Annotated in this window: 9 protein-coding genes and 2 pseudogenes; 9 read left to right on the top strand and 2 right to left on the bottom strand. The window is 39.3% G+C overall.

What is annotated here, in order from left to right; translation table 11 throughout:
• Positions 1-5: 5 nt before the first annotated feature.
• From EG849_RS14280 to EG849_RS14260, 5 genes are all read left to right on the top strand, one after another.
• Positions 6-2,057 (top strand): heavy metal translocating P-type ATPase, encoded by a 2,052-nt coding sequence (locus EG849_RS14280; RefSeq protein ID WP_125013925.1) that lies wholly within the window; start codon positions 6-8, stop codon positions 2,055-2,057.
• Between the two features lie 81 nt (positions 2,058-2,138).
• Positions 2,139-2,450, top strand: a complete 312-nt coding sequence (locus EG849_RS14275) for a hypothetical protein (protein WP_125013923.1) — start codon at positions 2,139-2,141, stop codon at positions 2,448-2,450.
• An 87-nt stretch (positions 2,451-2,537) separates the two neighbouring features.
• The gene (locus tag EG849_RS14270; RefSeq protein ID WP_125013921.1) at positions 2,538-4,709 is read left to right on the top strand and encodes a TonB-dependent receptor; all 2,172 of its coding nucleotides are present in this window, start codon (positions 2,538-2,540) and stop codon (positions 4,707-4,709) included.
• A gap of 5 nt (positions 4,710-4,714) precedes the next feature.
• Positions 4,715-5,509, top strand: coding sequence for a cation transporter (locus tag EG849_RS14265; RefSeq protein ID WP_125013919.1), 795 nt, complete (start codon positions 4,715-4,717; stop codon positions 5,507-5,509).
• A gap of 242 nt (positions 5,510-5,751) precedes the next feature.
• Positions 5,752-6,579, top strand: a complete 828-nt coding sequence (locus EG849_RS14260; protein WP_074590618.1) for an RteC domain-containing protein — start codon at positions 5,752-5,754, stop codon at positions 6,577-6,579.
• 16 nt (positions 6,580-6,595) lie between these two features.
• On the opposite strand, the pseudogene EG849_RS14255 reads toward EG849_RS14260, so the two are convergent.
• Positions 6,596-7,603 (bottom strand): annotated as a pseudogene (locus tag EG849_RS14255) (DNA methylase); the annotation flags it as partial.
• Positions 7,604-7,641: 38 nt separating this feature from the next.
• Here EG849_RS14255 and EG849_RS14250 point away from each other — a divergent pair.
• The gene (locus tag EG849_RS14250) at positions 7,642-8,052 is read left to right on the top strand and encodes an RteC domain-containing protein (protein ID WP_449404083.1); all 411 of its coding nucleotides are present in this window, start codon (positions 7,642-7,644) and stop codon (positions 8,050-8,052) included.
• Here the strand turns inward: EG849_RS14250 and EG849_RS16080 are convergent.
• Positions 8,030-8,146 (bottom strand): annotated as a pseudogene (locus tag EG849_RS16080) (IS3 family transposase); the annotation flags it as partial. The gene EG849_RS14250 and the pseudogene EG849_RS16080 overlap by 23 nt on opposite strands.
• Before the next feature lie 324 nt (positions 8,147-8,470).
• Here EG849_RS16080 and EG849_RS14245 point away from each other — a divergent pair.
• From EG849_RS14245 to EG849_RS14235, 3 genes are all read left to right on the top strand, one after another.
• Positions 8,471-10,090, top strand: a complete 1,620-nt coding sequence (locus EG849_RS14245; RefSeq protein WP_125013917.1) for a T9SS type A sorting domain-containing protein — start codon at positions 8,471-8,473, stop codon at positions 10,088-10,090.
• Between the two features lie 10 nt (positions 10,091-10,100).
• Positions 10,101-13,517 carry an RHS repeat domain-containing protein gene (locus tag EG849_RS14240; protein ID WP_125013915.1) on the top strand — a complete coding sequence of 1,139 codons (3,417 nt, stop codon included), beginning with the start codon at positions 10,101-10,103 and terminating at the stop codon, positions 13,515-13,517.
• An 11-nt stretch (positions 13,518-13,528) separates the two neighbouring features.
• The coding region (locus EG849_RS14235) for a DUF6443 domain-containing protein (RefSeq protein ID WP_233581813.1) at positions 13,529-14,311 on the top strand (783 nt) is incomplete at its 3' end.

Raw genomic sequence — 14,311 nt, 5'->3', positions numbered from 1 at the left:
AGCGGATGATAAATATAGATAAAAATCACAAGCATACTTACGATGCACAAGGCAAACAGCTTTGTTGCACACCTCAAGAAGAAAAAATATATACCGATGCCGATGCTAAAATGCTATTGGAAAAACATCACGACGATGATAGACACAACCACGAACACGCCGATGATGACGGTCATAACCACGGAAGTACCGATAAATCTACCTTTCAAATGTTTTTACCTGCTATCATCAGTTTTGTATTATTGATGATAGCCATTGCTTTCGATAATTGGGTGTCGCAATCTTGGTTTACAGGTTGGGTAAGAATTGTTTGGTATGTAGTAGCGTATGTACCAGTTGGATTACCCGTAATTAAAGAAGCATTTGAAAGCATCAGAAAAGGCGATGTATTTTCAGAATTTTTATTAATGAGCATTGCAACCATCGGAGCTTTTGCCATTGGCGAATATCCTGAAGGTGTTGCTGTAATGTTATTTTATGCCGTTGGCGAAGTATTCCAAACCTTAGCTGTAACAAGAGCGAAAGCCAATATTAAAACGTTGCTCGATCAAAGACCAGATGAAGTAACTATTTTAGAAAATAATCAAGCTAAAACCATAAAAGCAGAAACCGCAAGTATTGGCAATATAATTCAATTAAAACCCGGAGAAAAATTAGGACTAGATGGAGAATTATTATCCGAAACCGCTTCATTCAATACAGCAGCACTTACAGGAGAAAGTAAGCCAGACACCAAAACCAAAGGCGAAACCGTATTGGCAGGAATGATAAACCTAACAACCGTTGCACAGGTAAAAGTAACCACCGCTTATACCGATAGCAAGCTTTCTAAAATTTTGGAATTGGTACAAAATGCAACCGCACAAAAAGCACCAACAGAATTATTCATTCGCAAATTTGCAAAAATCTACACACCGATTGTTGTATTGTTGGCAGTGCTAATTACCATAATACCTTATTTTTTTGTGAGCGATTATTTATTTAGTCAATGGTTGTACAGAGCATTGGTATTCTTAGTTATTTCTTGTCCTTGTGCCTTGGTCATAAGCATTCCTTTGGGTTATTTTGGCGGAATTGGGGCTGCTTCCAAAAATGGTATTTTGTTTAAAGGAAGCAACTTTTTAGATGCCATTGCCGATATTAAAAACGTAGTGATGGACAAAACGGGTACAATGACCGAGGGCGTTTTCAAAGTACAAGAAGTGGTATTAAAACCGGAATTTAATAAAGAGGAAATCCTGAAAATGGTAAATGCTTTAGAAAGTCAAAGTACACATCCGGTTGCTACCGCTATCCATCAATATGTAGGTGAAATTGATAGCTCGATAAAGTTAGAAAATACAGAAGAAATTGCAGGTCATGGTTTGAAAGCCAATGTAAATGGAAAAGAATTATTGGTAGGAAATTTTAAATTGATGGATAAATTCAACATCAATTATGATTTAGACCCAACCACAATTGTTTATACCTTAATTGCCATTGCTTACGATGGAAAATTTGCAGGTTACATTACCATTGCCGACAGTATAAAGGAAGATGCACAGCTAACTATTGACAAGTTAAAAGGATTAGGAGTAAAAATCACAATGTTGAGCGGAGATAAAAGCACCGTAGTAAAATTTGTTGCAGATAAATTAGGAATTAATAATGCCTTTGGCGATTTACTACCTGAAGATAAAGTAAATAAAGTAAAAGAAATCAAATCCAAAAACGAAACTGTAGCATTTGTAGGCGATGGTGTGAACGATGCACCTGTAGTAGCTTTGAGTGATGTGGGTATTGCAATGGGCGGTTTAGGAAGCGATGCTACTATAGAAACAGCCGATGTAGTTATTCAAGATGATAAACCGAGTAGAATACCGATGGCAATCAATATCGGTAAACAAACTAAGAAAATTGTTTGGCAGAATATCACATTGGCATTTGTGGTAAAAGGAATTGTATTAGTTCTGGGAGCAGGTGGTTTGGCTACAATGTGGGAAGCCGTCTTTGCTGATGTGGGAGTGGCTTTATTAGCAATTTTAAACGCAGTACGCATACAACGAATGAAATTTTAACGGACAAGTCAATTTATGAAAAATAGGGAGTGAATTTAATTGAGGGAGAAGTTGTAACGTAGTTTTTAATATATTTGTAAAATGAAGCATTTATCATTCATATTAGCATTAATGGTCTTGGTCTTATCGACCTTGCCAGGCTTTATGGAAGATAAATGCTTTGACGTTATACATCAAACAACAAATAGTCAGGAAGAAGATAGCGACGGTTGCGGTATGGAATGTTGCTCGCCTTTTTCTAAATGCAATACCTGTACTGGATTTGTAATTACTTCTTTTTATGCTTTAACATCCAATTATGTCCAACAACCTAAAAAGAAATTAGGTGTAATAACTGCGTCAGCTGTTTCAGACTTCTTCTCTTCCATTTGGCAACCGCCTAAGATTAATTAATGTTTTTAGTGTCTTCGGCACAATAACAAATTGCGGTGCTACAAACCGTCAATTCTTATTTTTCAAACATTAATAATTTTTCATATAATGAAAAAAATACTCTTTATGTCATTTTTTATGACACTAAATCTCTGTGTATTTGCACAAAACAATTTAAATGCTGTTATTAGAAACAGTGAAAACAAAGATCCTTTGATTGGTGTGACGGCATCTATAAAAGGAACCTCGCTTGCAGCGACATCCAACGAAAATGGTCAAATCATAATAGTAAATGTTCCTGACGGTGTACAGGAAATACATTTTAGTTACGTAGGCTTTAATGAACGTATTGATACATTGGAATTTCCATTAAAGGACACCAGCGTTATTGAAATCTTACTCAAAGAAAGTTCAGAGGAGTTAGAGGAAGTGGTTATATCTTCTACAAGAAGTACAAGGAGCATACAAAATATTCCTACCCGCATTGAATTTATCGGAAGTGAAGAATTGGGCGAAAAAGGCAATATGAAACCTGGGGATATTCGTATGCTCTTGGCGGAAAGTACAGGTATTCACGTACAAACCACTTCGCCCACAAGTGCCAATGCAAGTATCCGTATTCAAGGACTTGACGGAAGATATACGCAAATCTTGAAAGACGGCTTTCCTATTTTTTCGGGTGCTTCAAGCGGATTAGGTTTGTTGCAAATTCCACCGCTTGACTTAAAGCAGGTTGAAGTTATCAAAGGTTCTACATCTACGCTGTATGGTGGTGGAGCAATAGCAGGTTTGGTAAACCTGATTTCCAAGACACCAACGGAAGAAAGGGATTTGCGTTTTCATTTAAACGGAACATCAGGCGGAGGTTTAGACATCAACGGTTTTTACGGACAGAAGTTTAAGAAAATCGGAACAACCATATTTGCTTCGCATAATAGAAACGGAGCTTACGACCCTGCAAAAATTGGTTTTTCTGCCATTCCAAAATTTGAACGTTTTGTACTGAACCCTAAATTGTTTGTTTATTTCAATGATAAAACAAAAATGAATTTCGGTGTCAATACAACTATCGAAAACCGTTTGGGAGGTGATATGCTTTACATCAAAGGTAAAGGAGATAACACGCATCAGTATTTCGAGAAAAATAAAACACAACGCTATTCCACTCAATTTGTTTTCGACCATTTGATTAATGAAAAAAGTTCTTTTCAAATTAAAAACAGCGTGAGTTATTTTAACCGAAATACAACAATTCCCAACTATCAGTTTGAGGGAACACAAACCGCAACTTTTACAGAAGCAAATTATACCAACAGTACAGAAAAATCGGAATGGGTAGCAGGGGTCAATATTTGGACAGACAATTTTAAAGAAAAGCAGATTACTGCATTTCCGTTGAGGGATTACAGCCAAAACACATTCGGAGCTTTCGTTCAAAATTCTTTTAAGGCTACTGATTGGCTTCAATTAGAAGCGGGTTTAAGAACGGATTACGTGATAGATTACGGAGCTGTATTTTTGCCAAGAGTATCTGCATTGTTTAAGATTGCAAACGGATTGACTTCACGTATTGGAGGTGGATTTGGGTATAAATCACCAACCATTTTTACAGAAGAAAGCGAACGCCTACAATATCAAAATGTAATGCCTATTGACGACAAGACCAATAAATTGGAAAAAAGTTATGGAGCAAATGCAGACATCAATTACCGCACCTATATTGGAGAAGATTGGTCATTTAGCATAAACCAATTATTCTTTTACACCTATTTGGATAATCCTTTGTTACTTGAAAACCCCTCTGCAAATCTGTATCAGTTCGTTAATTCTCCGGGCTACATCCATACCAAAGGAACAGAAACCAATATTAAAATTGGTTACGATGATTTGAAATTATTTTTGGGATACACTTATACAGATGCTCGATTAAACCAAAATGGAACGACTGTAGAAAGTCCTTTAACGCCAAAACACCGCATTAATTCCATCCTGATGTATGAAATAGAAGACAAATGGAAAGTTGGTCTGGAAGCCTATTACTTCAGTCCTCAAAAACTGAATAATGGAACTACGGGCGAAGGTTACTTTATTACCGGATTTATGGCTGAAAAGATTTGGGAAAGATTTTCTCTGTACATCAACTTTGAAAACTTCCTTGACACCCGACAAACACGCTTTGGTAGCATTTATACAGGAACAATAACCAATCCGGTTTTTAGAGACATTTATGCACCTTTGGACGGATTTGTGATTAACGGAGGAATAAAATTCAAGCTTTAAAACAAATGGAAAAAACCATATTCAATATAACTAAAATGGATTGCCCAAGCGAGGAGCAATTAATCCGTATGAAACTGCAAGACTTTGATACGGTAAAAGGATTGGAATTTGATATAGCCAATAGAAAATTGGACGTTTATCACAATGGAAACCCAGAGCCAATTTTTTTGGCTTTGGGAACACTGAACCTAAATACGACATTGGTTTCAACTGAAAAAAGCAATTTTGTTGTTGAAACAGATACAAGCAACAAGCAACGGAAATTACTTTGGATCGTGTTGATTATCAACTTCCTGTTTTTTGGACTGGAAATGTTGTTCGGTATTTTTTCAGGTTCAATGGGATTGATAGCCGATAGCTTGGATATGCTTGCAGACAGTGTCGTTTACGCATTGGCATTAATCGCTGTTGGTGGAACAATCGCCCTAAAAAACAACATCGCCAGATTTGCAGGATACTTCCAAGTCTTACTTGCTATTGTAGGTTTCGTTGAAGTGATCAGACGTTTTATGGGAATTGAAGCTATGCCCGATTTCAAAACAATGATTGTCGTTTCAGTTTTAGCATTGATTGCAAACGTATTTTGCCTTTATCTCTTACAAAAGAACAAAAGTAAAGAAGCGCATATGCAGGCTTCGATGATATTCACATCAAATGATGTCATTATCAATTCGGGAGTTATTGTTGCTGGTCTTTTAGTTAATTGGCTCAATTCAAGTTATCCTGATTTGATTATTGGGGCTATTGTATTCGTAATTGTAGCAAGGGGAGCTTACAGAATATTGAAGTTAGCGAAGTAAATCCCTATATCTATAGTTGCCTTTATCTTAGAAGAATAGGAGATAATAGAAATAAAAAAAGAGTGTTCAGGAATTGTTCTAATAAACATTCCTGAAATCTTTTAACCGATTATGGAAGAAGCTAAGCTATTGCAAATAGGCTCTATAATAATTTCAAAAAAAATCATTAGATGTGATATAGCCTACAAATTACACAGTTTATTTTTTTTCACTAACTCAAATATAGACTTCAAAATAGCCAGATGAACAAATTTTATACAGAAACACTACACAAGCTGGAAACAGAAATCAACGATTTGGAGATTGAAACCGATCACTCTATACAACGGATAGAAGCCGTTATAGATATCATTCTAAAATACTTGTCGGAAGTAAAGAAATATGTTCTAAACAGAGGATTTAAGAATATTGGGGAAGAAATCCATTTTTTTAAATATCAAAAACCTACTATCGTTTCAAAACTAATTTATTATAATGCCATTTATAAAATCGAAACAAAAAAGCCTTACGGTTCAAAACCTATTAAAAAATACCTTAATGATGAATTGAGAAAACTTAAAAGGTATTTTGACAACAACCTTGAATTTTATAAATACTACCGGACGAATAACTCATTTATTGATGATAAGCTGTTTGTTCGGGGCAAGTACGATATTAAGCTAAGTTTAGACACATTTTATTTTGAAGCAGACCATAGTTTTTCTACTTCACACGATTACAAAGTTGCAAAAATTATTGCCAACGACCTGATACAAGTCTATCTTGAAGACCAGCTTCACAACACGGCGTATAGAGATAAATCAACAGACCTGCCGAAATTAAATTGGACAGGGAGCAAAACAGCAATGATAGAATTGATTTATGCACTGTATTCGCAAGGTGTGTTTGACAATGGAAATGCAGATATTAAGGTTATTGCCAAAACATTTGAACGTACTTTTAATCTTGATTTAGGCGACTTTTATCATACATTTATGGAACTTAAATCCCGAAAAATAAACAGCACCAAATTCCTTGACAGCTTACGGGATGCTTTGATTAGAAAAATGGACGAACAGGACGAAATGTAGCAAATTCTTTTGCATATTACAATACTCCACGTGGTAAACGAACACCTTTTATCCGTACAATATTCTCCGAAATGCTTGGCGTTTGCTTTTGTTTTTCGGTTTGTTCCGCAGGTTCCTCTTTAGTTTCCTGCTTAATTGATAACTGTATCTTTCGTTCAACGGCGGCCAGTTCGGTTTTGAGTTCGCTCAATCGGCTTTCCTTAGACCACGTACCATTTATGACCTCCTGAAGAATAGGTAGGTCTTTTTGTATTTCCGTAATTTTCTTTTGCTCCTGCTCAATATATCCAGGCAATTTTTCCAGTGCGTTAAGGAAGTTCATAGCAGCTAGCTTTTCATCTTTAGCGATTAGACCATTGTTGTAGGTATATTTGATATTTCCCTCGCCTTGCATCAAAAAACGATTTACACGAATATCCACACCGTCTTTTTGTGACATTTCCGTTTTTACCAAAAGCTGAAAACCATAAAGACTTCCGATTTCCTCGTAATCACCACCTGTACGGGCTTTATCCGCAAGCTGGTTGAGTTTTGCACCGATTTGTTTTATATCCGCATTGGGCGGTAAACCGTCCAACTGAACAGGATTGGTAATAATACCGTCAGAACGTTTTTGGATACGTTCTTGCAGATTATTCCAATCTAGGCTCATACGGTCATATCGGGATTGGGCTTTGTCCAATTCAGCCGTATAGTCTTCCAATTTGTACTTCGCACTATACTTTGAACGGTTGAAAGCCTGTTTTTCGCTTTCCAATCCGGCAATCTGTTTTTCTAATTTGGCTTTATCCAACAAGTCTGTATTTCCTGAAAGGATAGCCACATATTCCGAGAAATTCATTCCCGATTTTTCGTCCATACTTCCTTCATCAATGGTACGTTTGCCGAGGTTATTAGTTTTAAGCTGGTCTATAAAAAGTTGCTTGTTGTACAAGAGATTGAACTTATAGCTATCCAACGATTTTTCTGTAGCATAAATAATTACATCCACTTTATTGTTTGCGAAATGCTTAGCAATTTCATTTATCACAAAGCAAAAGATTGATTGATGAGGCTTACGAAATGACCCTGTATCTTCAGGATCTTTTAGGTTCAGTTAAGAAATACCTTATTGAGGAAGGGTTTAAAAACGATGAGGAAGAAATCCGTTTTTTTCGTTCTATTAAACCCCAAATACTTGGTAAGCTGATTTACTATAATAAGATATATCGCATTGAAACCACTTGCCCTGTTAGTAACGGTAAAATGTATTATAATTATTTTTCTGGACAGTTGGCAAATCTTAAACGGGAATACACTGAACACCTCTGCAATTCGGATTTTTACAGATATTACCGCTCAGGACGGACAGACCGTGATGATACTTACTTCAAACGTGGAAACATTAACTACCACGATGGGCTTAACAGCATCGTATTTGAAATAGATCCGGAATTCTCGACTTTCTTCGATCAGACACCCAGACCTCATTAAGTGATTTTGGTGTAAAATTTCTATTGAGATGATTACTGCACACTGGATATCGATGATTAGAATCTGTGGTTACTTTAAAGCGTTTTTTAAGTTTGCTTCGTTTTGTTTTTGAACTCTTTAGATTTATTTTGTACCTTATTTGTACCATCTACTTGCAATGTATTGATTTATATACGTTGTTATTTTTGAAGAAGTGAAATAAAGGAGCTATAGCCTCAATTCTAACCTTCGCTTTCTTTTTGGTGACGTCTTTAGCAGTGAATCTATGGTAAAAAAGTTTTGGAATCAAAGCTCTTATGGAAACTAATTCCTTTCTAAATGCAACTTTCAGATTGAGAAACTTAGATTAAGGAATTTATTTAACTAAAAATTTGTAGTACATTTATTTTTTTTTAACAAGACTATAACGATTTAGCTTATGATTCCTATCAGGTTCCTTTTAATTGCCGGCCTTGCTATACTTTTTCACGCAATTCCATCCTATGCCCAAAAGATTGAGTGGGAGAAATCTTATGGTGGAAAACATTCAGACTACCTTTTTGATGCGATACCTACTGCCGACTATGGCTTTCTGCTTGCTGGGAGTTCTGTGTCGAAAAAGACAGGGAACAAGATGGAGGAGGGAAGCGGAGGCTTGGACTATTTCCTATGGAAGATGGATGAGAAGGGAGAACTGGATTGGCAGAAAAGCATAGGTGGGTCTGGAGCAGACCTGCTCCAAGGTATTCGTCACACGAAGGACGGAGGCTTTATTTTGGCCGGGACCTCAGATTCTGCACTAGGTCTACATAAGAAGGATTCCTGTAGAGGCAGGGAAGATTTTTGGATAATTAAGCTCAACGCTAAAGGGAATGAGGAATGGCAGCGTACCATTGGAGGGACAGGACAGGAACTACTCCAAAGCATCTGGCCCACTTCAGATGGCGGTTACCTGATTGGAGGATCATCGAGTTCCAATCGCAGGGCAGGGTTGGAAGGAGCCAAGGAGGATGTTTTCGGCAAAAACGAGGACAGTCGCGGAGGACAGGACTACTGGATAGTAAAGCTAGACTCGAAGGGGCATGCGGAATGGCAGAAAACTATTGGGGGACTGTATGCCGATCACCTACGCAGGGTCCAGCAGACCCTAGACGGCGGCTACATATTGGGAGGGTCTTCTAATTCTCCAATGTCTGGCGACAAGAGCGAGAAGTGCTATGGAGAGAGTGACTACTGGGTCGTGAAGCTCGATAAGGACGGTGTTCTGGAGTGGCAGAAAGTTTACGGCGGTAGTGGTGATGACCAGCTGTACTCTCTTTTTCAATCCCAAGATGGCAACTATATAATGGGAGGCAATTCCGCTTCAGGTACCACAGGAAACAAGAATGTATCCAACAAAAACGGAATGGACTTCTGGGTTGTGAAAATTGATAGTAGCGGTGAAATTATCTGGCAGGAGACATACGATATTGGTAAGGTTGATTTTTTTACATCGATGGTCGAAGACAGGGACGGCTCTCTTCTTCTTGGAGGCTATGCGCAAAGTGAGACTGTCGGCACGAGAAGAAAAGACAAGGAAGGAATCAATGATTATGTAGCGATAAAGACAAACGATAGGGGCGAGGAGCTGTGGCGGGAGACTGTCGGAAGCGGCGGAGAAGATATGCTGCGCAGTATCATCACGGTACGCGACGGTGGATACCTGCTGGCGGGAAGTTCAAAAGGCAGTTCCCGAGACCGTTACAGCGGCATCGGCCGGAATGACTTCTGGGTGGTGAAGCTCAAAGACAATAAGAAAAAGAAGGAAGAGAAAAAGCCTATAGAGGCTTTTCCGAACCCCGCACAGCAGTTTACCAACGTGGTGGTAGGCTATGATTTTGAGAAAGGCACCGCTACGCTGTTTGACTTAGCGGGAAGGCAGCTGCAACAGTTCGATATAACTGACCGTACCGTACCCGTCGACCTTGGCGGGCTTCCGGTAGGGATCTACATTGTGGAAATCAGGACCAACGTGCAGAATGATGCAGTAAAAATTATAAAGGCCGTCAATAGAAATTAATTATAGCGTAATGAGAAATATATTTTGCTTAATCATACTAGTATCATATCAGTTTTCCTTTTCACAGCAGAATGGGGCCAATGACATAAAAACAGCACTTCCTGAAATTGCGCCGGCTTCGCCATCTGTAGTGGCGTTGATGAAATTTGAAGAGGTAGCTGTAAGTAATTACACAGGAATTCCCGACATAGCAATACCGCTGTACGATATCAGCTCGCATTCTAAAAATGTCTCGGTAAATCTTTCGCTTGCATATCATCCTTACAGCGCGGCAGCGGACGAAGTTGCAAGTTCAACAGGACTGGGATGGAATCTTTTGGCTGGCGGTACTATCTCCAGGACAGTCATGGGATTTCCTGATGAACATTATAAAAGTGGATTCCAGCTTAAAATGGGTATTTACCAGAATGAGAGTGCAGGTGTCTTTGCAAATACGTATTATCAAGCTATGGAAAGCTTCAACGGTGCCGGCACATCAATAATTAAAAAATTTCTTTGGGATGCCTACGAAAAGGGCAGGTACGATACTCAGCATGACCTTTACCAATTTAATTTTATGGGAAGGTCTGGGAGATTTATAATAAAAAAAAATCAGCAGGGTACTCTTGAGGTATCTAAGCTCAGCAACTCTGAAGCAATGGATATTTCCTTCAACTACAACTACAATTCATCGACAAGGAAATATGATTTTTTAAGTTTTACGCTACTGGACGAGAAAGGTACGCGCTACCTTTTCGACATTATTGAAAAAACAACGCAAGGCACTACCACTCAGAGTACTTTTTTTGGGACAGGAAATACGTCCATATCCAATGATAATTATGATTTCATCAGCGCATTTCATCTCAGTAAAGTTTATGACTCTGGAAATAATCTTGTGGCAAGCTTCGGGTACAATGATGAGCTGCATCCAATTACCGAAGCGGTTAGCGACGTTACCTCTGAGCATAATTTTATAGTAGGCTTCGATCCCGTATATGGATTGCTTAACAATTGTCCCGAACAGCTCGATCGGATTGAGCCGCTTTATTTCGATAGGAAAGTCCAACGAAGTACCAAGACAAAAAAGTTGCAATCAATTGATGTTACGGATGTGGCTAAGGTCGAATTTGTATATGAATTGGGCAGGCAAGACTATAATTTGGTAGTGAATGCAAACTCGTCCAAATTAAAGAGCGTAGTGCTTAAGACATGGTCGGGAAGTCCTATCAAAAGATTTGACTTCTCTTACACCTATTCTGAAATCTCATCGATCTATGGCAAGAGGATGATGCTTTCCAAGATAGAAGAAGGCAATTATATTGACCAGAAAAAACAGGCACATGAGTTTTATTATGCCCAGAGCAGTGCGGGATCACGAGCAGTAGGCAAAGATGCTTGGGGTTTTTTCAATGTCCGTCCATATATTTCCTCGTTCGGATATAGCCGTGAAGTAGATCCTTATATGATCAAGACCGATGTGCTGCAGAAAATTAAGCTTCCCACGGGAGGTGCTAAAGTTTTTGATTTTGAGGCAAATACTTATTCCCACGTAGGAGATAGTCCTTTGTCAGATTTTGATGAAAATCCAGAGAACTGGATAAATAGAGAAAGCACAATGGTTTTTAATAGCGTATCTGGCGCAAGTCCGGCACAAATTCTAGAAATAGCAACTGTCAGTGGCACCTTTGTTAAATTTTCTCCATCTCTTATTTCTGGCTCTTCAATGGGCGTATTTACAATAAGAAAAATATTGGATGACGGTTCATCTTCTATATATAGTCAATTCAATTGCGGAAATGACTTGTCCTGCTCTACTGAAGAAATATATTTTCCTCCCGGAGCTGCAACTTATACACTTGTATACAACTGGTTTGATGCCGTTTTATCAAGTTCAGTACGAGTCGATATTAACTACAGGACACGAATTGATTCCGGACGTAATCCTCAACCACTAAAAGAATATTTATATGGGGGAGGTATGAGGATCAAAAATATAGGCTACTTTGAAGACGGAGATGTCCCGCAGAACTACTATGATTCTACTCTAAATCAATATGGTTTTACTCCTGCAAGTGAAAAAAATTACAGCTATGGCTTTGCTGGAACTTCAAATAAAAGCAGTGGTTCTCTAGTTTTTGGAAAACCAGTATTTACGTATACGAAAGTTCGAGACCATCATATATCCTGTCCAAGTTTTGCCATAAATATGACAATCGCCTATCAGACTACATGTCAGGTAAATAATCTGCTAAGTATGCGGACGCAGGGATCAGATGTCGGTTACCAGAATGTTATGGTGAGGCAGACGGGAAATGGAAAGACGCAGTACTACTATCAGAGTCCAATCGACGAGCCACAAGGGCCTGAAGCCTATACCCAGCATATGCCATTTATTGCGTCAAGCAATTTAGACTACAGGAGGGGTTTCATAAAGAAGGAAAAAATTTTCAGGGAAGACGGGCAACTGCTACAGGAAACGGACTACGAATACGATATTGTAGATGCGGAGCAGGTCACGGGCCTCAGAATGTTTCAAGGTGCAACTCGTTGCGCTTTCAGCTATCTCAGCTTCACCTATGAAGAGTATCTTACAAAGAGGCAAAATTGCATTGAAAGCGGTGAATTTTCATATAACTGCGAAACAGTCTGCAAGGGGGACGTGTTTTCTTATATTGGCCACCTAGAGAATATTGAAACATACGGATGGGTAAAACTGAGAGAGAAGAGCACCAAAAAAATTTTTGAAACAGAAATACTTGAAGAACGGGAAGAATATACCTATGAAGATTTTAACAAACAGCTTTCTTCGCAGAAGCATTTCACGAATGGTGCAACTGGAGACTATAAAAAATTAGAATATGAGTTTTATATTTTTCCGGGAAACAGGATTTCCGAAATTTCGTCGGTGACCAGCAGTGATGCTTTCCAACAACTTTCAAAAGTGCAGTACGACTATCTGGCACAAGGTGGCAAAATGATCCTATCATCTACAGCTCTGGCCAAAGGAAATAACCTCTTGGAACAGCGGCTAAAATTCAATCTTTACGATATGTGGGAAAACCTGCTTGAAGCTCAGGCGGCAAGTGGAACGAAAGTAAGCTACATTTGGGGCTACAATGGCACAAAGCCCGTTGCTAAGATAGATAACACCGCCTATGCGTCGATCCCGTCCAACCTTATCTCTGCGATACACGCGGCTTCCAGCGCAGTTCCCTACGACGAGGCCTCGCTTGTGGCGGCGCTCGATGCGCTCCGTGCAAGCCCCGCACTTTCGGGAGCGATGGTAACTACCTTCACTTACAGGCCCCTGTTTGGCATCAGTACAGTTACCGACCCTAAGGGCTATCGATCTAGCTACGAATATGATTCCTTTGGAAGGCTGGAGCTTGTCAAAGACAATGATGGTAATATTCTTTCGGAAAACAAATATAATTACAGACCCTAAAACGAAGCGCTATGAAAACGATTTTATACTTGGCGCTGCTGGCACCACTGCTTCTTTGGAGCCAGAGCATTGATCAGAACTATGTCCTTTCAAGGAACTACAAACAGGCATCCGCCACTATTATTCCAAATCCTTCCATCCAGCAGGCAGCTACTAGTATTACCTATTTTGATGGTCTGGGGCGCGCCATCCAGCAGGTTTCGGTGGACCAGTCGGCAGAAGGAAAGAGTATTGTGGTTCCTATGGAGTATGATGTCTATGGGCGAATGGCAATTGAATACTTGCCCTATGCCTCTGAGCTTGGTGGCGGAAATTACAGGCCTGATGCATTGACTGAGGTGCTCGGGTATGCGGATTATAACGGAGAACCTCCCTATTCTGAGAAGCTTTTGGAATCTTCACCTCTGAATAGGGTGCTCAAGCAGTCTGCTCCAGGTGAGTCTTGGGCAATGGGAAGCGGGCACGAGATAAGGCTTGACTATCAAGCGAATTCTGGATCCGACAATATCATCCGCTATACTGCCTCAGCCACTTGGAATGCAGCCCACTCGATTTATGACGTATCACTATCGCAGGGGAGTTATGCGACGGGTGATCTCTACAAGACAGTAACTAAAGACGAAAACTGGACCTCTGGAAAAAACAACACTAGTGAAGAATACAAGGATAAGGAAGGAAGGGTGGTGCTGAAGAGGACCTATAATGATAGCGATCCACACGATACCTACTATGTGTATGACCAGTTTGGCAACCTAAGCTATGTGATTCCCCCTGAGTCATCAAGTCCTACAGTA

Origin of the sequence: Flavobacterium macacae, assembly GCF_003865365.1 — a bacterium.
GTDB lineage: Bacteria > Bacteroidota > Bacteroidia > Flavobacteriales > Flavobacteriaceae > Flavobacterium > Flavobacterium macacae.
Note: the sequence above shows the minus strand (reverse complement) of the source record. Positions and strands in the feature narration are given on the sequence as shown.